Origin of the sequence: Roseateles chitinivorans, from assembly GCF_002761755.1 — a bacterium.
Lineage (GTDB): Bacteria > Pseudomonadota > Gammaproteobacteria > Burkholderiales > Burkholderiaceae_C > Roseateles > Roseateles chitinivorans.
In genome coordinates, this window is the sequence record NZ_PEOG01000087.1 from 1 (window position 1) to 20,968 (window position 20,968).

14 protein-coding genes and 1 pseudogene are annotated in these 20,968 nt (G+C 68.7%); 5 read left to right on the forward strand and 10 right to left on the reverse strand.

What is annotated here, in order from left to right:
• Nucleotides 1-583, reverse strand: a pseudogene (locus CS062_RS22290) (hypothetical protein); the annotation flags it as partial.
• Between the two features lie 246 nt (nucleotides 584-829).
• Between CS062_RS22290 and CS062_RS22295 the strand changes: the two are divergent.
• Genes CS062_RS22295 through CS062_RS22305 form a run of 3 tightly spaced genes read left to right on the forward strand, consistent with a single transcriptional unit; the run spans nucleotide 830 to nucleotide 5,446 of the window.
• On the forward strand, nucleotides 830-1,213 hold the full coding sequence (locus CS062_RS22295; RefSeq protein WP_233218211.1) for an Hpt domain-containing protein: 384 nt from the start codon (nucleotides 830-832) through the stop codon (nucleotides 1,211-1,213).
• The gene (locus CS062_RS22300; RefSeq protein WP_091722460.1) at nucleotides 1,210-3,417 is read left to right on the forward strand and encodes a putative bifunctional diguanylate cyclase/phosphodiesterase; all 2,208 of its coding nucleotides are present in this window, start codon (nucleotides 1,210-1,212) and stop codon (nucleotides 3,415-3,417) included. The genes CS062_RS22295 and CS062_RS22300 overlap by 4 nt, the downstream gene beginning before the upstream one ends.
• Before the next feature lie 58 nt (nucleotides 3,418-3,475).
• Entirely contained in the window at nucleotides 3,476-5,446 is a 1,971-nt protein-coding gene (locus CS062_RS22305; protein WP_099863789.1) for a GGDEF domain-containing protein, read from the forward strand.
• A 29-nt stretch (nucleotides 5,447-5,475) separates the two neighbouring features.
• On the opposite strand, the gene CS062_RS22310 is transcribed toward CS062_RS22305, so the two are convergent.
• On the reverse strand, nucleotides 5,476-5,991 hold the full coding sequence (locus tag CS062_RS22310) for a DUF1697 domain-containing protein (RefSeq protein ID WP_099863791.1): 516 nt from the start codon (nucleotides 5,989-5,991) through the stop codon (nucleotides 5,476-5,478).
• A gap of 86 nt (nucleotides 5,992-6,077) precedes the next feature.
• Nucleotides 6,078-8,186, reverse strand: a complete 2,109-nt coding sequence (locus CS062_RS22315) for an Ig-like domain-containing protein (protein WP_158238896.1) — start codon at nucleotides 8,184-8,186, stop codon at nucleotides 6,078-6,080.
• A 410-nt stretch (nucleotides 8,187-8,596) separates the two neighbouring features.
• On the opposite strand from CS062_RS22315, the gene CS062_RS22325 reads away from it, so the two are divergent.
• A complete protein-coding gene (locus CS062_RS22325) occupies nucleotides 8,597-10,024 on the forward strand; it encodes a hypothetical protein (RefSeq protein ID WP_199174321.1) in 1,428 nt (475 codons plus the stop codon).
• 87 nt (nucleotides 10,025-10,111) lie between these two features.
• Here CS062_RS22325 and CS062_RS22330 read toward each other — a convergent pair whose 3' ends face one another.
• Nucleotides 10,112-11,413, reverse strand: a complete 1,302-nt coding sequence (locus CS062_RS22330) for a DUF445 domain-containing protein (RefSeq protein ID WP_099863797.1) — start codon at nucleotides 11,411-11,413, stop codon at nucleotides 10,112-10,114.
• 276 nt (nucleotides 11,414-11,689) lie between these two features.
• Between CS062_RS22330 and CS062_RS22335 the strand changes: the two genes are divergently transcribed.
• The gene (locus CS062_RS22335; protein ID WP_099863799.1) at nucleotides 11,690-12,862 is read left to right on the forward strand and encodes a Fic family protein; all 1,173 of its coding nucleotides are present in this window, start codon (nucleotides 11,690-11,692) and stop codon (nucleotides 12,860-12,862) included.
• 19 nt (nucleotides 12,863-12,881) lie between these two features.
• Here the strand turns inward: CS062_RS22335 and CS062_RS25970 are convergent, their stop codons facing one another.
• The 6 genes from CS062_RS25970 to flhA all read right to left on the reverse strand — a co-directional run bounded on the left by CS062_RS25970 (nucleotide 12,882) and on the right by flhA (nucleotide 20,732).
• Nucleotides 12,882-13,568, reverse strand: coding sequence for a GNAT family N-acetyltransferase (locus tag CS062_RS25970; RefSeq protein ID WP_143742454.1), 687 nt, complete (start codon nucleotides 13,566-13,568; stop codon nucleotides 12,882-12,884).
• Between the two features lie 33 nt (nucleotides 13,569-13,601).
• Complete coding sequence (locus CS062_RS22345; protein ID WP_099863802.1) at nucleotides 13,602-14,978, reverse strand: methyl-accepting chemotaxis protein; 1,377 nt, start codon at nucleotides 14,976-14,978, stop codon at nucleotides 13,602-13,604.
• A 58-nt stretch (nucleotides 14,979-15,036) separates the two neighbouring features.
• Nucleotides 15,037-15,750, reverse strand: a complete 714-nt coding sequence (locus tag CS062_RS22350; protein WP_099863804.1) for an RNA polymerase sigma factor FliA — start codon at nucleotides 15,748-15,750, stop codon at nucleotides 15,037-15,039.
• A 21-nt stretch (nucleotides 15,751-15,771) separates the two neighbouring features.
• Nucleotides 15,772-16,593: a MinD/ParA family ATP-binding protein gene (locus CS062_RS22355; RefSeq protein WP_099863806.1), complete on the reverse strand. Its 822-nt coding sequence runs from the start codon at nucleotides 16,591-16,593 to the stop codon at nucleotides 15,772-15,774.
• 372 nt (nucleotides 16,594-16,965) lie between these two features.
• Nucleotides 16,966-18,636 carry a flagellar biosynthesis GTPase FlhF gene (gene flhF / locus CS062_RS22360; RefSeq protein ID WP_099863808.1) on the reverse strand — a complete coding sequence of 557 codons (1,671 nt, stop codon included), beginning with the start codon at nucleotides 18,634-18,636 and terminating at the stop codon, nucleotides 16,966-16,968.
• Nucleotides 18,633-20,732, reverse strand: coding sequence for a flagellar biosynthesis protein FlhA (gene flhA, locus CS062_RS22365; protein ID WP_099863809.1), 2,100 nt, complete (start codon nucleotides 20,730-20,732; stop codon nucleotides 18,633-18,635). The genes flhF and flhA overlap by 4 nt, the downstream gene beginning before the upstream one ends.
• Nucleotides 20,733-20,968: the final 236 nt, after the last annotated feature.

Here is a 20,968-nt window from a genome sequence, read left to right on the forward strand (position 1 = left end):
CCCGGGCCGCGCCCAGGAAGCCGGCGAAGCGGCCGGCGGCGTCGGTCATCGCCTGCGCGCGGAGTTCCCAGCGCCGCCCCTGGGCATCGACGACCCGCAGCCGCTCGAAGGAATGGCCCGGCTCGACCCGCGCCCGCACGTCCTGCGATATGCCATCCGCGCCGGCCAGGGGCTCGAAGCGCTCCCACAGCCGCTGCGTCACCGCGCCGTTCACCGCGGTGCCGGCCCAGCTCGAGGCCGGCGCGCCGGTCGACGCCTGCCAGCGCACGAGGTGATGCTGCGCATCGGTCTGCCAGAGCCAGTCGGTTTGCAGCTGCGTCAGGACCTGGGCCTGCTGGCGGCTCTCGCGCAGCAACTCGCCGAACTGGGCCCGCGCCAACCGCACCGCCAGGTGCCAGGTCAGCGCCGCGACGAAGATCATCAGCGTCGCGCCCGCCATCACGGCGGTCAGGACGAGGCCGGGGCCGGTGGGCTCGAGGTTCACCGCCAGCAGCAGGAGCAGGACCACGACCGCCAGCCCCAAGGCCAGCGCGGCACCCTTCCATGGCCGACGACGAGCGGCGGCGTCCCCCAACCTATTCATGCTAGCCATTGTATGTAGGCCTCACCGACCACTCACGGAGGATTCACCACCGCACCACAGCGGCGCGGAGGCGCCGATGCGACACCGGACCCGGGACTTACCCCGAGCGACAGCCCCAAGAACACCAGAATTGACGGCTTTTTCCCACGACTCCATCCTCCTGGTGAACGACAATGGCCCGCAACTCCGCGTGGAACGTCCATGCGGCGCCATGATCAGAAGATGTCACCGGACCACGCCACGACCATGCCCTCCCGGACTCAGCCCGAACCCGCCGTGCTGGACGACCAGGCCCTCGCCCGTCTGCGCGAGCTGGACCCGGAGGGCGTGAACCATCTGCTGGAGCGTGTCGTGGCCGCCTTCCTGAAGTCGCTGGATCAGCAGGAGCAGGTGCTCGCGCAGGGCCTGGACGCGCCGCGCGACCTCAACGGCCTGCGCCATGTGGCGCACACGCTGAAGTCCGCCGCGGCCAGCCTGGGCGCGGCGGTGCTGTCCCAGCGCTGCGCCGAGATCGAGGGCCTGGCCCGCGCCGGTCATGAGGACGGCCTGGCCGACCTGATCGGCATCGCCCTGGACGACATCGCCGCCGCCCGGCTGGCGATGCAGCAACTGGTGCAAGCCCAGCGATGAGCCGCGTTGTGAAGGAAGGCGAACTGATCGAACGACCACGCGTCCTGCTGGTCGACGACGACCCGGTCAACCTGATGCTGATCGAGGCCGCGCTGCAGGAGCACGGCTTCGAGGTCACCGCGCTGACCGGCGGCCAGCAGGCGCTGCAGCTGGTGACCCAGTGGACGCCCGAGCTGATCGTGCTGGACGCGCTGATGCCCGACCTGGACGGCTTCGAGACCTGCGAGCGGCTGCGCGCCCTGCCCGGTTTCGAGAACGCGCCGATCCTGATGCTGACCGGCCTGGACGACGAGGCCTCGATCAACCGCGCCTACCAGGCCGGCGCCACCGACTTCTTCGTCAAGTCCACCCAATGGCGGCTGCTGGCCGGCCGCCTGCGCTACATGCTGCGCAGCTCGCGCACGCGCCAGGAACTGGAGCGCAGCAAGTCCAAGCTGGCGCGCGCGCAGGACCTGGCCCGGATGGGCAGCTTCGAGTGGCAGACCGGCCACGGTTTCAAGCTGGCCAACGAGGCGCTGCGCGTCTTCGGCCGCGGGCCGGCCGATCCGCTGGACTTCATCGGCGTGATGCGCATGGTCCCGCGCGAGGAGCGGCTGCTGTTCATGCGGCTGCTGCGCGACGTGGTCGCCCACAACTCGGTCCTGGTGACCGACCTGCCTTTCACCCTGCTGGACGGCCGCAAGCGCGTCATCCACATCGAGGCGGAGCCGGAGTTCAACGAGCACGGCAACGCCTGCGGCTACACCGGCGTGATCCAGGACGTGACGGATCGTCGGATGGCCGAGGACCGCATCCGCGAGCTGGCCAACTTCGACGCGCTGACCGGCCTGCCCAACCGCCGCCAGCTGATGTGGCGCGCCGAGCGCGCCATCGAGGCCGGCCGCCGCATGGGCCATGAGGTCGGCCTGCTGCTGATCGACCTGGACCGCTTCAAGGTCATCAACGACACGCTCGGCCATGCCGCCGGCGACGACCTGCTGATGGAAGTCGGCCGCCGGCTGCGCTCCTGCGTGCGCCACAGCGATCAGGTGATGGAAGGCATGCTGGAGTCGGTCGGCACGCGCTCGCACCGCACGCTGGAGGCGGTGGGCCGCCTGGGCGGCGACGAGTTCGTCGCGCTGCTGCCCGAGGTCGGCGACGAGGGCGATGCCGAGCGCGTCGCCGATCGGGTGCTGGACGCGCTGCGCGAGCCGATCTTCATCGCTGGCCAGGAGTGCTTCGTGACCGCGTCGGTCGGCATCGCGCTCTACCCGCGCGACGGCCTGACGATGGCCGACCTGCTGCGCAACGCCGACGTGGCGATGTACGCGGTCAAGAACCAGGGCCGCAATGCCTCGGCGCTGTATTCGCCGATGCTGGCGGGTCGCGGCCGGGAGAAGCTCGAGCTGGAGTCCGCGCTGCACAAGGCGATCGAGCGCGACGAACTGGTGCTGCATTACCAGCCCAAGATCGACGTGCGCACCGCCCGCATGGTCGGCGCCGAGGCGCTGATGCGCTGGCGCCGCGGCAACCAGCTGGTGCCGCCCGGCGAGTTCATCCCGCTGGCCGAGGAAACCGGCCTGATCGTGCCGCTGTCCGAATGGGCGCTGCGCGAGGCGGCGCGCCAGGCCAAGGTCTGGCAACTGAATTTCGGCTTCAGCGAATCGATCGCGGTGAACCTGCCGAACCGGCTGTTCGAGCGCTCGGACCTGGTCGAGCACATCCATCAGTTCGTCAGCCAGTGGGGCGTGCCGCACCGCGCGATTCAGCTGGAGATCACCGAGACGGGCCTGATGAAGGACCTGCAAAGCGTGATCCCGTCGCTGCACCGCCTCAACGAGGTCGGCGTCGAGATCTCGATCGACGACTTCGGCACCGGCTATTCCTCGCTCGCCTACCTGACGACGCTGCCGATCTCGGAAGTCAAGATCGACCGCAGCTTCGTGCGCGACCTGGGCATCACGCCGCAGAGTTCCGCCGTGGTGACGGCGATCATCGCGCTGGCGCGCTCGCTGGGCCTGCAGGTCATCGCCGAAGGCGTCGAGACACTGCGCCAGATGGAAGTGCTGCGCCGGCTGGATTGCAGCCTGATGCAGGGCTTCCTGTTCAGCAAGCCGCTGCCGCCCGACGAGCTCGAGCGCTGGCTGGCGCAGACGGTGCTGCCGCGCAAGGCGCCCTGGATCCTGCCGACCACCGAGGTCGGCGACGAAAGCCCGATGCGCTGATCCGGTCGCGTGCCGCGAGCCGCCAGCGCCCTCCTCCGTTTCACCGAGCCCCCGACCGATGCCGCAGCAGCCCCCCGCTCTCCTGGCAAAAGCGGCCCTGCGCCGGCTGGCGCTGGACAAGCTGGAGCCGACCCCCGAGAACTACGCCCGCGCCTACGCCCAGGAGGCCGGTGAGCCGTCCCGCGGCGCCGGCGCGTCCCTGCAGATGCCGGAGCGCGCGCAGGCGTCGATGGCGCGCCTGCTGGGCCTGGCCGTGCCCGATCCGCAACAGCGCCAGGGCTTCGCGACGCAATTGAAGGAAGGCCGCTGGGACGAATTGCAGCGTGCGCTGGAGGCGCTGCAGCAGACCCACGGCCCCGGCGCGCAGGCGGAGCAGCTGGCCCAGTTGATCGAGCGGATGATGCGCGGCCTGGAGCGCGGCGGCCGGCAATGGACGCTGGCGCGCAAGAAGGACGGCGTGCTGCGCGTGCTGCAGAGCAACCGCAGCGATCCACAGCGGCTGACGCTGCGGCTGCGGCAACTGGTGGCGAGCTGGGATTCGGACGTCGGCGACACGCGCGTGGAGACGCAGCCGGCGCCGCTCGACGAGCTGCCGTCGACCGTCGGCACCGGCGCGGCGCCCTCGGGCGCTGCCCTCGACGACGAGGCGAGCGGCGAGGCGGGCGACGACGAGGACCGCGCCGGCACGCCGACGCAGTTCTTCACCGACGAAGAGAACGCCCAGCCGCCGGCCGAGCCCGCGGCAGGAGCGGCCGGCGGTCGCTACGGCTCGCTCGACACCTTGATGGACGGCGTGCCGGCCGGCGCGGACGGCAGTGCGGCGCTGCCCGGCGGTCCGCAGTCGTGGCCCGAGGTCGCCACCCACCTGAACGGCACCGTGCGCCACGCGCTTTCCGCGGACGACGTGCGCGCGCAGGAACTGATCGACGCGCTGGGCGTCGCGCACGCCGAGCTGGTCCGCGATGGCGCCACGCTCGAGCGCGCCGCCCAGATGGACGCGCTGTGCATCCGCGCGCGGCGCTGGCTGGACCATCGCAACCATGCCTTCAATGAGCTGGGCAAGCTCTGCGGCGAGCTCACCGGCAGCCTGGCCGATCTGGCCGAGGATGACTCCTGGGCGCAGGGCCAGTGCGAGGCGATGGGACAGACACTGGCGCAGGGGCTGACGGCGCGCAGCGTGCGCTCGGTCAGCGAGCTGCTGCACAGCACGCGCGAGCGTCAGCACAGCCTGCGCGAGGAACGCGGCCGCGCCCGCGACGCGCTCAAGGGCCTGATCAACCGGATGCTGCAGGAGCTCGGCGAACTCGGCCAGCACACCGACCGCTTCAGCGACAGCGTCGGCAAGTACGCCACCGTGATCGAGCAGGCGGATTCATTGGAAAGCCTGGCCGGCGTGGTGCGCGAGATGGTCGAGGAAAGCCGCAGCGTGCAGTCGCTGGTGCAGACCACGCAGGGCCGGTTGCGCGACGAGCACGACCGCGCGACCCAACTGGCCGAGCGCGTGGAGCAGCTCGAGGGCGAGCTGCGCAAGCTTTCCAGCGAGGTCCAGACCGACCAGTTGACGCAAATCGCCAACCGGCGCGGCCTGATCGCCAGCTTCGAGACCGAGCGGGCCAAGCTCGAGCGCGACCCCAAGCCGCTGGCGCTGGCGCTGCTGGACATCGACAACTTCAAGAAGCTCAACGACAACCTCGGCCATGCCGCAGGCGACGAGGCGCTGAAGTCCCTGGCGGCGCGGGTGTCGGGATTGCTGCGGCCCGGCGACAAGGTCGGTCGCTGGGGCGGCGAGGAGTTCGTGCTGATCCTGCCGGAGGCGCCACTCGAGGAGGCGCAGGCGGTGCTGCTGCGGCTGCAGCGCTCGTTATCGGCCAGCCTGTTCATGCACGAGGGGCGCGACGTCTTCGTCACCTTCTCGGCCGGCGTGACCCTGTTCCGCCCGGGCGAAACGATGGAGCAGGCGCTGGACCGCGCCGACGAGGCGCTCTACGAAGCCAAGCGCACCGGCAAGAACCGGGCGTGCGTGGCCTGAGGCCGCTCACCTCCCCCCACGATTCCCGGTCAGGCCTTGATGCACTTGCGCACCGTGTCCACGGTGCGCGTCGTGATCTGCTTCCCGAAGGTCTTCTCCAGCATCGTCATGAACAGCGGCCCTTTGTCGTTGGGCAGGTAGTGGCTGTAGACCTCGACGCCCTCCAGCTTGCAGATCGCCGCCCCCTCGCCTTTCAGCGGCAGCGCGACCGGCTCCTCATGCGGGCGCTTGAGGAAGGTGATCAGCCGCTTGGCCTCGGCCGGCGGATCGAAGGGCGTGTGGTGGTCCGCGTCGACGATGCGGCGCAGGTGATCGACCGGCCGCACCGTCGTGCCGAAGGTCTTGCCGAGCGCATCGGTCATCGCCTGCTCGGCCAGACGTTCGAGCTCGTCGACCGGCGCCCCGTCGTGGTCGAACACCACGTTGCCGCTGGAGATCACCGTCTTCACCCGGGTGAAGCCGGCGGCCTCGAAGGCGCGGACCAGGTCCGGCATCCGGGCGTTCATCGGACTGACACCGCGGAGGAAGGCAACGTATCGGGGCATGGCGACTCCAGCGGCTGGATGGGAGGACGAGCGCCGGAGTCTAGGGGATACCGGCGCCCGCCACCTCGGTCATGCCCGTCCCTGGCTCAGAGGACGTGCAGGCCGTCGCTGGTGCGGATCAGGATCGTGTCGGTGGCCGCGACGTTCCACAGGGCCACCATGGTGTCCCGCCCGTCGTCCGCCTTCCAGAGCAGTTCGACCCCCATGATGCCGCCGGCGCGCAGGTCCTTCGTCACGACGTCGCGGATCGTCTTGCCCGGGCCGACCGTCAACACGGCGCTCAGGTCCAGGACATCGTTCTGATCGCGCCGGTAGTTGGTCAGGTAGCTCGCCGTGCCGTTCGCGTTGGCGGTCCACACGAAATCATCCTGCCCTGACGTGCCGCTCAACACCGGGCCAGCCGCCGGGCGCAGCACCGGCTGGCGGGCATTGGCCTCGTCCTCGGAGGTGACGAACGCCTGCAACGGCAACGCGTAGTCGCTGACATTGCCGGCCAAGTCCGTTTGCCGCACGCGCATCCGCAAGATGTCGGAGGACATGGACGGCGTCGGCAGGGTATCCGCCGACGTCCCGCTCGCGTGCAAGCCACCCGACCCCAGCAGCTCCCAAGTGGCGCCCCGCTCCAGGCCCGAGAGGGCGAGCGCCGGATCGGCCGTGACGTAGTCGGAGTCGCTGGAGCCGGTGTCGTGCTTCAGGCGCAAGGTCGGGGCGTGAGCCTCGCGGTCCAGTTCCAGGCGCACGATCACCTCCTCGCTGCGATTGCCGGCGCGGTCGACCTGCGTGATGTCGACATGCATGTAGCCGTCCTTGCCGAGCGCGGCCGTTTCGATCCGCATCGAGTCGTCGCCATCGCGCCAGCTGCCGTTGTCGATGCGGTACTGCCAGCGGCAACCCGGCGTGAGGCCGGATACCTGGATGGTGCCGTCCCGGGTCACGCCGTCGGTCGCGCTGGCGCCGGTATCGTTGAGCAGCGTCGCGCTCAGCATCGACGGCCGTGTGCGATCGAGCTCGAAAGTCAGCCGCGTGGCCGTGCTGTTGCCGGCGCCGTCGTACTGGATGATCTCCACGGTCCGGGTGCCGTCGGGCAGTTCGAACGCCGGGATCGTGTTGCCGCCCACGACGGTGCCGGCGCGGCCGGTATCGAAGGTGTAGGTCCAGGTGGCGCCCGGTGCCAGGTCGAGCACCAGCCGCGGATCGGCGGTAACGCGGTCCGTGGTGTCCACGCCGGTGTCGTTGACGAGCCGGATCCCGGCCGGCGCCGGCGGTTCGGTGTCGAGTACGAAGCTCAGCGTCTGGATCGGGCTGGGCGACGCCCCGCCTTCGATGGCTTGCTGCACATGGACGACCTTGGCGCCGTCCCCGTCATCGAAGAAGCCGGGCTCGACGCGCCCATCCTTGCCTTCGAACCAGGTGGTGCCGTCCATGCTGTAGTGCCAGCGGGCGCCCGGGACCAGGCCTTCCACCAGCACGGTCGCATCGGCGGTCACGCCATCGCGCGTGGAGTCCCGGTTCGGGTCGGCCGTGATCGGAGCGCCAGTGTCGCGCAGCAAACGCAGCGTCGGACGGGGTGGCGGCGGCAGGGGTTCCGGCTCGGGCTTCGGATTCGGCTCAGGATCTGGCTTCGGGTTCGGCTCGGGGTCGGGCTTCGGTTCAGGCTCGGGCTTCGGGTCGGGGTCAGGCTTCGGCTCAGGTTCCGGCTTCGTCTCGGGGTCTGGCTTCGGTTGGGGCTCCGGCTTCGGCTCGGGATCTGGTTTCGGTTGAGGCTCCGGCTTCGGCTTCGGCTCGGGATCCGGTTTCGGTTGAGGCTCCGGCTTGGGCTCGGGTTCGGGCTTCGGTTGGGGCTCGGGTTTCGGTCCAGGAGCGGGATCGGGCTGCGGCGTCGGCCCTGGCTGCGCGTCGGGCTTCGGGCGCGGATCGTTGCTGCCCTGGGCTTCCGGCCCGCTGGAGCCGCCGCCTCCGCCGCCGCCGGCCACGCCCAGCAGCAGCAGCGCGGCACCGCCTGCGTAGAGATAACCGCTCGGACCGCCGCCCTCGGTCGCGACCGGCGATGCCGCTGCCTCGGAAGCGACCGCGTCGGCCTCCTCTTCCTCGCGAGTTCGCGGCCGTGCCTTGGCGCGCGGCGGCTCGGGCGCGTCGGTGGGTGCGGGGACGGTCGCCTGCGGGGCCGGGGAAAGGGAAGCGAGAAGTTTCTGCATGGGAATGGACGTGGTGTCGATGCCTGAAGGAAGCAGGCAGTCTCTTCACGCAGGGGAAGCGCCGCGATAGCCAAGGAACGCCAAATGTGAAGACCGCTTCCACCCCGGCCTGTCAGCGCCTGCCTGAAAGTTGTGGGGCGAACCAGCAACAAGAGTCAGCCGCCGCGCCACCTGGGCCAGCTATCGACCGCATCACAAGGTTCTATTGGGATCGACCGGCGTCATGGACTACGGTCGAGACTGGCTGTGTCGCGAGGGCCCGCAGAGGCCGCGATCACCTAGCTTGGGGCCAGTCCTTGCCCCTGTGTGCGGTGGCCCACACAAGCGCAGTCCCGTCGCGGCCGGGACTTGCGATTGCCGCCGCTCGCAGCACCGGCATGGGCACCCCGTCCACCGGAAAGGGAGAAGACATGACATCACGCGCATCCCGCCGCGGGGGCTGGCAACGGCTGGCCCTGCTCGGCACCGCCGCCGCGGCGGCCTCCGTGCTCCTGGCGATGAACACCGCGATGGGCGAAACGGCAGCGCCGCCGTCCAGCTACATGCCGGTCGTCATCACCGAGGACTTCGACAGCATCGTCAAGCGCATGAGCGCCGCGAAACCCGGCCTGGCGCGGACGCATGCGGCGCTGCTCAACGAACGCTACGACCTTGCCAACCGGCCGGCCCCGGGCACGACGATGACCAAGGGCAAGGCCCTGCAGGACGGCGTGCGGGTCCGTCTGCCGCGCGGCGTCAGCTGGGACCAACTGGCCGCGATGAGCCCGGACGACATCAAGGCCAAGGACCTGTTCCCCAAGGGTTTCCTGCCGCTGCCCCATCCGAACCATCCCGAGGGCGGGATGCTGTTCCCGAAGTTCCACATCGACGAGATCCGGCGCCAGGAGATCGACCGCGACCTGACGCGCTTCGACCTGGACTTCGACCTGCCGGACCACTTCCTGCCGGAGTTCCCGGCGCCGATCTTCCTGACGACGCGGCCCGATCTGGGCGACGTGTCCAAGGGCGAGCTGGTGACGATCAACAACTACTTCCGGCTGTTCAACGGCGTGCTGAACCCGAAGCAGCTGGAAGGCGTGCGGCTGCTGGTGACGCCATTCCCGCAGCAGCAGTTCAACCAGACGGATGACCGGCGCTCGCTGAAGCCCAGCCGCGGCGTGGCCTGTCTGGACTGCCATGCCAACGGCCACACCAATGCATCGACCCACCTGGTCGGTGACATCCGGCCGCAGGAGTTCCGGCACCGGATCGACACGCCGACGCTGCGCGGGGTGAACGTGCAGCGGCTGTTCGGCTCGCAACGCGCCCTGAAGACGGTGGAGGACTTCACCGAGTTCGAGCAACGCGCCGCCTACTTCGACGGGGATCCGGTGATCGCCACCAAGAAGGGCGTGAATGTGCTGGAGCGCGGCAGCCAGGTGCACTTCATGGCGGAATTCCAGGCGCTGCTGGACTTTCCGCCGGCGCCGAAGCTGGGCATCGACGGGAAGCTGGATCCGAGGAAGGCGTCGCAGCAGGAGTTGCGTGGCCAGCAGCTGTTCTTCGGCAAGGCCACCTGCGCGAGCTGTCATGCGCCGCCGTATTACACGGACAACCTGATGCACAACTTGCGGACGGAGCGCTTCTTCAAGCCGCGGATGATCAATGGGCGGATGGCCAACATGGACGGGCCGATCAAGACCTTCCCGCTGCGCGGCATCAAGGACTCGCCGCCCTACCTGCACGACGGCCGGCTGCTGACGCTGGAGGACTCGGTGGAGTTCTTCAACCTGGTGCTGGAGACCAAGCTCACCGAGCAGGAAAAGAAGGACCTGGTGGTGTTCCTGAAGGCCTTGTGAGCACCGGAAGGGGCGTTGCCGATCGCACAACGCCCTTTGCCGCTTCGATGACCCGCCGCGATGAATCGGCCACGAGCGGAATGCGCCTCAGCGCTGCATCACCGCCGTGACCGCGTGGAGCAGCAGTCCGATCACGCCGCCCACCAGCGTCCCGTTGAGCCGGATGAACTGCAGATCACGGCCGACGCTCAACTCGATCTGGCGGACGAGGCTGCGGTCATCCCAGGACTTGACCGTCGACGCGATGTGGCGAGTCACGCCCTCTCGCATACCGCCGACCATGCGGCCGGCGGCCGAGAGCACATGCTCGTTGATCGCCTGCACCAGCGCCGGATCCCGGCTCAGCCGGTCGCCGAGCCCCGCGAGCGAATGGTCCAGGTGGCGCATCAGCACGGAATCCTCGCGCTGCAGGTCGCGCTCGATGGTCGCGCGGACCTCGGTCCAGACACCGTCGAGGTAGGCGCGCACGTCGTCGCTCTGCACCACGCGGTCCTTCATCGCGTTCACCTCGCGGGAGAACGCCGGGTCCTGGCGCAGGCGCTCGATGAATTCATGGATCCAGTCGTCGAACTGGCGGCGTACCGAGTGATCGGGCTGCGACAGCGCGGTCTGCACTTCCTCGACCAGCTGGAGCGCGAGCTTGTCGGACAGGCTGTCGGCCATCTTGTCGACGTTGGCGATCGTGTCGACGAGCGAGGTCGCCTTCGGCCACTGCGCGCGGGCGAACTTCACCAGGCGCGCGGCAACCAGCATCCGCACCTCGGGCGTGGCGAGGTAGTCGCGCAGCTTGGACAGCGCGCCGTCGAGCACGTCCTGATGGCGGCCGGACTTGGTCAGCACGTCCAGCACCGAGGCGGCGGTGGCGGTGGCATTCCAGGACAGCGCCCGGGCGACGAGGAACTCGCCGATGGCGCGGCGCACCGCCTGCTCGTGCAGCAGCGAGATGCCCTCGATGGCCATGGCGCGGACGGAGCCAGTGACCTGCGCAAGGTTGGCCGGCACCCGCAGCCACTGGCCGAGGCGTTCGGCCGGATTGAGGATCTCGAGCTTCTGAAGTAAGACCTCGGGATGAAGGAAGTTGTCGCGGACGAACTCGGCCAGGCTGTCGGCGATGCGGTGCTTGCCTTGCGGGATGAGCGCCGTGTGGGGAATGGGCAGGCCGAGCGGATGGCGGAACAGCGCGACGACGGCGAACCAGTCGGCCAGGCCGCCGATGGCAGCGGCTTCGCAGAAGGCCTTGAGCCAGGCCCAGGGGCCGCTGGCGCCCATCGCGAGGCTGAGGCCCAGGCCGGCCAGCGAGGCGAGCAGGCAGCCCAACGCCACCAGCTTCATGCGGCGGAGGTCGGCGGCGCGGGGATCGGAGGGGTCCGGGGAGTCGATCAAGGGCATCGGCGTCGGGGCAGCAGGATTGATGCCTAGGGCGGCCTGCCGGCGGAGCGATGGACCGGACCTTGTATCACCAGCGCAGGGCAAAAGGTGCTTCGGACACGCTCCAGGCTCTCGTCAAACCGACCGGGATCCGACTGGCGCATGTCATCGATTCAACATCCGCGCCGACGCGATTCAACTTACTGCCGAATGGCTACATCGCCAAGTCATTGTCAGCACTAAAGAATTCCCGTCAAATTCAACATATCGAATTTGTCCATTTCACTTCCTACGCACATGGCGACCTTTCTGGAACATCCGCTGCGGCTCCTCAATCCCAGCTTTTCGTCGCCGCTGCTGGACGTGCTCACCGACTTGGAACACCTGCGACGACTGCAGCTCAATGGAACGACGCCGCCGATGGTGTTCATGCAACTCAAGCAGGTGTTCCATCTGCTGGAGAGCCTCGCCTCCGCTCGCATCGAAGGCAACCACACCACGCTGGCGGACTACGTGGAGACCAAGTTCGGAGAGCCTGCGTCCTTGCAACGTGCTGATCAAGAGATCGACTCGCTGCGGGAAATCGCCAACATCGAGCATGCGATGGACGAGATCGACGCGGGGCTCGAGCCCGGCTCCGCGCTGAGCCAACACTTCATCCGCGGTCTTCACGCGATGACGGTCGATGGACTGGAGCGCGAAGGCGACAAGACGCCAGGGGCCTACCGGAGCGGGTCTGTCGGCATCGCGATGTCCGAGCACGCGCCCCCGGATGCCGTCCGCATCGGGGCCTACATGGGAGAGTTGGTCGACTTCGTCAATCGGGACGACCAGCGCAAGTACGACTTGATGAAGGTGGCCCTCGCGCACCATCGCTTTGCCTGGATCCATCCGTTCGGCAACGGCAACGGCCGCGTTGTGCGCCTCTTCACCTACGCGCTCCTCATCAAGTACGGATTCCGAATGACCGCTGAGGACGGACGTCTGTTGAATCCAGCGGCGGTGTTCTGCGCTGACCGGGAGAAGTACTACGCGATGCTTTCGTTGGCAGACAAGGGGACGGATGCCGCGCTCGAGACGTGGTGCACCTATGTGTTGACCGGTGTGAGAGACGAGTTGAACAAGGTCGATCGTTTGGCCGATTACCGGAACCTCACGGCCGAGATCCTGCTTCCTGCGATCGCCCACGCGCGCGAACGGCAATGGATCACCGAGCAAGAGGAAAGCGTTCTGAAGGTCGCCGTTCTCCGGAAGGTCGTGAGGTCGGCCGACCTCGCCGATGCCATGCCGAAGAGTTCACCGGCTCAGCGCACCTATCAGATTCGCAAGTTGCTCGCGAATGGGATGCTCCAGCCAACCCATCCGGAGGCGCGTCAGTACACCATCGGATTCAGCAACAGCACGCTGCTGCGCGGGGTGATCAAGGCGCTGACAGACCAAGGCTTCATTCCACGCGCCGTTGTCGCGTGATCGCGCCAATGCGAAACGCTTAACCCAAGTCCACCGGCATCGAAGCCGCCGTGACCAGCGACACGGTCGACCAGCCCAGCACGGCGTACAACGCGGCCCCCGCCTCGGTGGCCACCAGCACGCCATGACGCGCGCCATCGTCGAGCGCGCCATTCGTCAGCGCGGCCATCACGATCCGTCCGAGCCCCCGCCTCCGATGAGCCTCGGCGGTCACGATCTGATCGAAGGTCGCGAAGGCGCCGTCGATGGCGGCCTGGCCGCTCGCGGCGAGATCGCCGCCATCGGTGAGGACGGTCGCCCGCAGCAGCGCGCCCACCCGCTCGGTGCGGACGCGGTAACCCGCGACGAACGGCCCGGCGCTGCGCGCGAGCGCGACGCTCATCAGGAACTCCGGGGCATGGAGCGTCCAGTCCCCGGACAGCCATGGCGCCACGCTCTGCAGCGGCGCGCAGACCTTCAACCACGTCCCCGCACCGGATCCCGTGGCGACGAGTTGTCGAAGGAGTTCCGGATCCGGGTGCGGCAGCACGTAACGGGTGACCTGCTCCGGCTTCCCGACGCGGACTTCCCAATAGCCGGCCCGTTGGATCGGCGCTGGCGTGCTTCGGGAAATGGCCCAGCCGTAGGTCCAGGCCTGAGCAGCGACGGACCGCTCAAGGACGCCAGAGTCCAGCAGGCCGGTGGATTGCGAGGTCGGTGAAAACATCGTTGGGAGGGTGGTGGGTGGATCCCGTCAACTCTAAAACCCAAACGCCAACCGCACCCCACCCCAATGCCTCCCGGCAACGGTGACCGGCGCAGAAGCTTCCTTGAGCAGCACGAAATTCCCACCGCCCATGTCGCGGCGATAGGTCTGGAGCAGGAAGGGGCGCTGGTTCCGCGCCGACGCCAGCCCGGTGCGGTCGTTGAAGATCCGGCGGTAACGGCTGTTGGCCGTGTTCCAGGCCGTGTCGCCCGCTCGCTGCGGTTGGCAGTACCGCTTGTTGTGGGTAGCGACGTAGCCGTTGCGGTCGACCGCGATGCAGAACACCACCTTGTCGGAGAAGGTCAGCACCCGCTCCTGCACCTGCGGGAACAGCTGATCCGCGAGCTGCGTGAAGCGGGTGGTGAACTGCTGGGGATCGGTCCCGGCGATCGGCTGGTACTGCTCGTCGAAAAGCGCCGCGACGTCGATCTTCCGCTCCGCCACCGCGCGCTCGAGGAGCGAGGAAATCTCCGCCGCCGCGCCCTGCACCGCCTGGATGTACGGCGAGTCCTCGACTTCCACGCCGCTTGACGCGATCTGCTCGATCATCTGCTCCGACAGCCGCAGGAACCGGTCGCTGCAGGCGAACGCCGAATCCAGCTTGCGCATCGCCTGCTGGATCTCGACGCCCAGCTCGCCCGAGCGCGCCGCCAGCAACTGCGTCGTCGCCTGGCTCTCCTGCGCGGACTTCGCGATCAGGTCCACGTCGACCTCGACATCCGCGAACGCCTGGTGGATCTTGCTCTGCCCCGTCCCGCCGGAGCCGTCGGCCCGCAGCTCGCGGCTGAAGCTCTCGATCCGGGTGTCCAGCGTCCCCACCGTGCCCATGATGGCCTTCGACGACGCCTCCACCTGCGCCGCCAGATCCTTCACCGCATCGGCCACGACCCCGAATCCGCGACCCGCCTCGCCGGCACGCTTGGCTTCCACCGAAGCATTGAACGCCACCAGCCGCGTCTGCAGCGCGATCTTCGTGATCTCCGACGCCGCATCGCTCACCTGCCGCAGCGTCGAGACGATCTCGCCGACCTCGTCGCCCACGCCGGACAGCGCCGTGCGCGCACGCTCCACCGCCTCGCGGGTCTGGTTGGTCGATTGATTGATGCCGTCCTGCGCATGCCGGACCTGCTCGAGTTCCGCGCCCAGCGCCTGCATCGCCTGCGCCTGCGAGGTCACGACCTTCTGCGTGTCCTCCAGCAGTCCGCGGACCTCGGCCGCGTCGCGGCCCAGCTTGGACACCCCGCCCGACAGCTCCCGGACGACGGTGGTGGTCTTGCCTTGCAGCGTCGGCTCGCGCGCGCCGAGCCCGGCGCCGTCCTCCGACGCGTCAGGCGACGCCTTCCCGGCGCGCCTGCGCAATGAGTCCCACATCGGACATTCCCCTCATGGTTCTTGGACCACAAGGACTGCGGCCGCTGTGCGGCCCGTTTTACCAGTCGCGCAGCTTCACGCGCAATCGGGCAATCGCTTGACTGTGCAGCTGGCACACCCGCGATTCGGTCACCTTCAACACGGCCGCGATCTCTTTCAGGTTCATGTCATGTTCGTAGTACATGGACATGACGTAGCCCTCGCGCTCCGGCAGGTTCTTGATCGCCTCCACCAGCGCCTCGCGCATGCGGTGGTCGCGCAGCATCGACATCGGATCGGCCGATTCGTCGCTGACATGGCGATCGAGGTAGTCGTCGCTCTCGTCATCCCCGGAGATGTCCTCCAGATAGACCAGCTGCGTGCCGCGCACCTTGCCGAGCATCTCCTGGTACTCGCCCAGCGAGATGCCCATCTCCGCGGCGATCTCCGATTCCTGCGGCGCGCGCCCCAGCTTCTGCTCGAGCTTGTGCACCGCGCTCTCGATCGAACGCTGCTGGCGGCGGTTGCCGCGGCTCATCCAGTCGCTGCCGCGCAGCTCGTCGAGCATCGCGCCGCGGATCCGCTGCGTCGCGAAGGTCTCGAACTGCACGCCCTGGGCGGTGTCGAAGCGCGACAGCGCATCGGTCAGGCCGATCAGGCCGACCTGGATCAGGTCGTCCAGTTCCACATTGGCCGGCAGCTTGGCGATCATCTGATGGGCCAGGCGGCGCACCAGCGGGCTGTACTGGCGGATCAGCGAGTTGTTGTCGAGTTGACCCTTGGCGGTGTACATCGTCTCGTCTCCCATCCGGGGTCAATGCGCAGCCAGGGTCACGCCTTGCGGGGCGCGGCCGGCCTTGGGCTGCCACATCGGCCGCGGACGCAGCGGCATCGCATCGGCGGCGCTGTCCAGCGCCGCACCGGGCACCGACGCCAGCAGCAGCTCGCGCGCCATGTGACGCATCTCGTGCGTCAGCGGCGCCGTCACCGGCTGGCGGGGATCCAGGCAGGCCCACTCGCGCAGCACCGCGCCGAGGAAGCCGTCACCACAACTCGAGAGCTGCTGGGCGATCCGCTCGGCCAGGCGCAACTGCGGATTGCAGGCCAGCAGCAGGCTGTAGACCATCAGGCCCGCCCGCTGGGTCAGCCACTTCATGCCGGCGTAGGCGTAGGTCACGCTCTGCACGTCGGTGTCGGCCAGCAGCACCGGACGCACCTCGCGCGACACCAGCACGCGGCTCAGTTCGGCCGCGCTGGCATGCAGCAGGATCACGTCCGCGAACGGGGCCGCGTCGGTCACCGCTTCCAGGAACTGGGCGGCCGAGCCGTTGGCATTGATGTAGCGCAGCGGCAGTCCGCGCGCGGCCAGGAAGGACACCTTGGCCGACAGCGGCTCCACGCACGCCGCCAGGTCCACCGCCGCGAGGTCGGACGGCGCCGAGGCCTGCTCGCCGGCATCCACCACCAGGGTGTGCAGGCCCAGCTCGCCGAAGGCGGCGCACATGCCTTCGAGCAGCGCGCCGCTGCCCACCACATGCGGATTGCTCACCACTGGCACCACGCGCACCCGCGCGGTGGCGAAGAGGCGTCGCAGGCCATCGGCCTGGTCCTTGGGAGCATTGCTGAAATCGCGCATTGGGCTGCTCTGTGTCGTCTTACGTGTTGGGTTCCAGCCGCCGTTTCCCCTCTGACGGGAAGCGCCATTGCTGGAGCCGTTACCGGAAGTTTCGCCCCGGGGGCCACCTCTCGACGCGGAATTGAAAGGGGGAAACACCCCGCTTTTCTCTGCCGCGTCCCACCCTGCTCGCCTCTGGCCCCGCGACCTCCGGCTCGTCTCCGGCCTGCGTCGCCTACCTGGCGAGTTGACCACCATGGTGGAAGGTCGGGTAAACAAAGCCCCAATGGCAGAAGGGAAGAGCAAGGCTCTTCCCTTTTTCAAGGACTTCAGGGGGAGAGACCCTCCGCCCTGCCCGCTCCGGCAAGCCGGACAGGCGCACGTTCCGTGCGGTCAGTTCAGGCCCATGGGCGAGGCCGCGCCGGCCGACGCGCCGACGGAGCCGGCGGTGAAGATCAGGTTGACGTCCGAGGCGTCCATGCGCCAGGCCGATTGGCCGTGGCTGCGGAGCGCCCGTTGCACCAGCGCCTGCGACGACAGGCGGTGCCAGTCTTCCGGCACGCGCTGGCCGTTGGTGACGCCCAGCACCCGCAGCTTGTGACGGATCACCGTGTCCAGCGCCGGGGCCAGCTTCACCGCCTCGTCCAGCTTGGACAGGATCACGCCCTGCGCCTCCGCGCCGCGCCAGGCGCCGACCACATCCTCGATCGTCTCGCCCTGTTGAGCGGCGTTGACCACCAGGATGCGCTTGATGCTCTTGTGCGCCAGCATGTCCAGCAGCTCGGCGGTCCGGCTGTCGCGCTGAGCGGTGCCGGCCGTGTCGATCAGCACCATCTTCTTGCCCGCCAGCAGTTCCAGCAGGTCTTCCAGCGAGGCGCGGTCATGCGCCGTGTGCACCGGCACGCCGAGGATGCGGCCATAGGCGCGCAGCTGCTCGTGAGCGCCGATCCGGTAGGCGTCCAGGGTGATCAGGCCCAGCTGGCTGGCGCCGTACTTGGTGGCGAAGGCCGCGGCGATCTTGGCCGTCGTCGTCGTCTTGCCGACACCGGTCGAGCCGATCATCGCGAACACGCCGCCCTGGTCTTCCAGCGCCGGCATCTGCTCGGCGGTATGGACATTGCGGGCCAGCACGTTCGAGGCCCAGGCCTGCGATTCCGATTCCTCGGTCATCGGGGCCGGCAGGCCCTCGACCAGCTTGCGCACCAGCGCCGGGGAGAAACCGGCGTCCAGCAGCTTCTGCGTCAGGCGGGCCTGCGCGGGCTGGCGCTGCAGCTTCTCCATGAAGGCCAGGGCGCCGAAGCGCTCCTCGATCATGCCCTTCATGGCGCGCAGCTCGGACATCATTTCCTGCTCGCGACGCGACGACGCCGGCATGTCGTTCAGCGGATGCGCACCGCCGAAGCCGCCACCCAGGCCGCCCAGGTCGGCGACCGGCTGCTGCACGCGGATCTCGTCACGCAGCACCGGCGGCACGATGCGCGGCGCGGGCGCCGGAGCGGGCGGCTCGTAGGCGCGCTCGTCGACGCGACGCGCACCCAGGGTCTGCATCGCGGCACGGGCGCGCTGGTCGCGCTGCGCGGCCATCGAGGCGACCGATTCGTTCATCTGCGCCTGGGCATAGGCGGAGGGCGCCGGCTCGTCGATCATCGGATCGGGCAGGCCGTTCAGCTCGGCCGAGCGGCGCTTGAGCATGCGCTCGCGCACGTAGTCCTGGAAGGACAGCGTGCTCATGGCCATCGCGTTGACGTCCTCGCCGACCGAGCCGCCGAAGCCGGGCTCGGCGCGCTGCGGGGCCGGCGATGCGGCCAGGCGCTGCTTGAGCGCCTGACGCGGTTGCGCTTCCTGGCGCTGCGGCTGGGCGGCCGGGCGCGGCGTGGCGGCAGCGCGCGGCGTCGACGCGGCGACGCGCTCGATCTGCGACATGCCTTCCGGCGCCATCGCCAGTACTTCCACGCCTTCCGGGCACGGCTTGTTGGAGAGCACGACCGCGTCGTCGCCAAAGGCCTGGCGGACCAGGGCCATGGCTTCGCGGGAACTGCGGGCGGTAAAGCGTTTGACGTTCATGCCGTGCCTCCGATGATGGAGCCGATGCGGATCGTGTGCGTTTCAGGAATCTCGCTGTGTCCCAGGACCTTCAGCCGCGGCGCGGCGCGCTTGAGCAGTCGGGCCAAGGGAGCGCGAATCAGATCGGGCACCAGCAGGCAGGCAGGCAGACCGCGGTCCTCCTGCGACTGGGCGTTCTGGGCGGCACTGCGCGCAAGCGTGTCGGCCACACCGGGGTCCAGCGCCGCGCCGTGGGGCGAGTGCAGGGCCTGCGTGACCAGGCGCTCCAGCTCCGGATCGAGGGCGATGACATCCAGTTCCTTCGCCGGACCGTAGATCTGCTGCACGATCGCCGGGGCGATGTGGATGCGGATGCGACGGGCCAGCTCGGCCGGGTCCGTGGTCTGACCGGCGTTCTCCGCCAGGCTTTCCACGATGGAACGCATGTCGCGGATGTGCACGCCCTCCTCCAGCAGGAACTGGAGAACGCGTTGCAGGGCGGCGACATTGACCATCTTCGGAATCACGTCTTCGATGAGCTGAGGCGCTTGCTTGGTGAGGTGATCCACCAGCTGCTGGGTTTCCACCCGGCCCAACAATCGGGCCGCGTGAACTTGCAGCAAGTGTGAAAGATGCGTGGCCACCACGGTCGCGCAATCAACGACGGTAAAGCCCGCCATTTGCGCCATATCCCGCTGCCGCTCCTCGATCCAGACCGCCGGCAGTCCGAAGGCGGGATCCGTTGTCGGCGTCCCGATCAGCTTCTGCGTCGCATGACCGGGGTTGATCGCCAGCCACATGCCCGGGTAGGCCTCGGCCTCGCCGATCACCGCGCCGCGCAGCGTCACGCGGTACTGGCTGGGGCGCAGCTCCAGGTTGTCCCGGATGTGCACCGAGGGCGGCAGGAAGCCGATGTCCTGCGCGAACTTCCGGCGCACGCCCTTGATGCGGCTCAGCAGGTCGCCTTCGCGCGACTTGTCCACCAGGGTGATCAGGCGGTAGCCCACTTCCAGGCCCAGCGTGTCCACGGCGACCACGTCGTCCCATGAGGCCTCGGCATCCGGGTTCGGCGCGCCCGGCACCGGCGCGGCCGGCTTCTTGAGCTCGGCGGCCTGCTTGGCCTGCTCCTTGGTTCGCAGCCAGTACGCAAGGTAGCCCATCGCGCCGGCGATCATCAGGAAGACCAGGTGCGGCATGCCGGGGATCAGGCCCAGCAGGCCGATCACGCCGGCGGTGATCGCGACCGCCTTGGTCGAGCCGAACACCTGGGAGCCGATCATCTGGCCGACGTCCTTGTCCTTGCCGACGCGCGACACCACCAGCGCCGACGACACCGAGATCAGCAGCGCCGGGATCTGGGCCACCAGCGCGTCGCCGACGGCCAGCAGGATGTAGCTGTCGGCGGCCTGGCCGGCGGACAGCCCGTGCTGGGCCACGCCGATGACGAAGCCGCCGATGATGTTGATGAACAGGATCAGGATGCCGGCGATCGCGTCGCCGCGGACGAACTTGGAGGCACCGTCCATGGAGCCGAAGAAGTCCGCCTCGTCGCCCAGTTCGGCGCGGCGGCGCTTGGCTTCCTTCTCGTCGATCAGGCCGGCGGACAGGTCGGCGTCGATCGCCATCTGCTTGCCGGGCATCGCGTCCAGGGTGAAGCGTGCGCCGACCTCGGCGATGCGCTCGGCGCCTTTGGTCACCACGATGAAGTTGATGACCACCAGGATCGCGAAGACGATCAGGCCGACGGCGAAGTTGCCGCCGATCAGGAAGTGGCCGAAGGATTCGATGACCTTGCCCGCGGCGCCGGCGCCGGTGTGGCCTTCCAGCAGCACCACGCGTGTAGAGGCGACGTTCAGCGACAGGCGCAGCAGCGTGGTGATCAGCAGGACGGTCGGGAAGGCCGCGAAGTCCAGCGGCTTGACCATCTGCGACGCGACCAGCATCACCATGATGGACATGGCGATGTTGAAGGTGAAGAACAGGTCCAGCGCGAAGGCCGGCAGGGGCAGCACCATCATCGACAGGATGATGATGATGGCGATCGGTGCCCCGAGCGCCTGCACGATGGCGGCGCGGGGTCCGAGGAGGTTCTGCAAACGGGCCATCAGCTCGTTCATCGGGTTTGCCTTCTGCCTGGGTTCGACGGGGTGCCCGACGAGACCATCGAGCCCCGCCATTGTTCGGCCGCGCCCGCCTGTCCTTTAGCCGGATAAGCGCCCGATTTCCCCCGGTAACCTCCGCACTGCACTGCACCGCACCGCACCGCGCCGCACTGCCCGACTGTCCCGCAGGGGCCCAGGCCGGTGCCCCCTTGAAGCGAATGCCGAGCGTGCGGAGGCGATTGAGCGGAAAG

What these genes read in the sequence shown, in the direction of transcription:
- CS062_RS22300 (WP_091722460.1), top strand. Translation starts at nt 1,210, where the DNA reads ATGAGCCGCGTTGTGAAGGAAGGCGAACTGATCGAACGACCACGCGTC.
- CS062_RS22315 (WP_158238896.1), bottom strand. Translation starts at nt 8,186, where the DNA reads ATGCAGAAACTTCTCGCTTCCCTTTCCCCGGCCCCGCAGGCGACCGTC.
- CS062_RS22350 (WP_099863804.1), bottom strand. Translation starts at nt 15,750, where the DNA reads ATGTACACCGCCAAGGGTCAACTCGACAACAACTCGCTGATCCGCCAG.
- flhF (WP_099863808.1), bottom strand. Translation starts at nt 18,636, where the DNA reads ATGAACGTCAAACGCTTTACCGCCCGCAGTTCCCGCGAAGCCATGGCC.
- CS062_RS22305 (WP_099863789.1), top strand. Translation starts at nt 3,476, where the DNA reads ATGCCGCAGCAGCCCCCCGCTCTCCTGGCAAAAGCGGCCCTGCGCCGG.
- CS062_RS22330 (WP_099863797.1), bottom strand. Translation starts at nt 11,413, where the DNA reads ATGCCCTTGATCGACTCCCCGGACCCCTCCGATCCCCGCGCCGCCGAC.
- flhA (WP_099863809.1), bottom strand. Translation starts at nt 20,732, where the DNA reads ATGAACGAGCTGATGGCCCGTTTGCAGAACCTCCTCGGACCCCGCGCC.
- CS062_RS22295 (WP_233218211.1), top strand. Translation starts at nt 830, where the DNA reads ATGCCCTCCCGGACTCAGCCCGAACCCGCCGTGCTGGACGACCAGGCC.
- CS062_RS22355 (WP_099863806.1), bottom strand. Translation starts at nt 16,593, where the DNA reads ATGCGCGATTTCAGCAATGCTCCCAAGGACCAGGCCGATGGCCTGCGA.
- CS062_RS22345 (WP_099863802.1), bottom strand. Translation starts at nt 14,978, where the DNA reads ATGTGGGACTCATTGCGCAGGCGCGCCGGGAAGGCGTCGCCTGACGCG.
- CS062_RS22325 (WP_199174321.1), top strand. Translation starts at nt 8,597, where the DNA reads ATGACATCACGCGCATCCCGCCGCGGGGGCTGGCAACGGCTGGCCCTG.
- CS062_RS22310 (WP_099863791.1), bottom strand. Translation starts at nt 5,991, where the DNA reads ATGCCCCGATACGTTGCCTTCCTCCGCGGTGTCAGTCCGATGAACGCC.
- CS062_RS25970 (WP_143742454.1), bottom strand. Translation starts at nt 13,568, where the DNA reads ATGTTTTCACCGACCTCGCAATCCACCGGCCTGCTGGACTCTGGCGTC.
- CS062_RS22335 (WP_099863799.1), top strand. Translation starts at nt 11,690, where the DNA reads ATGGCGACCTTTCTGGAACATCCGCTGCGGCTCCTCAATCCCAGCTTT.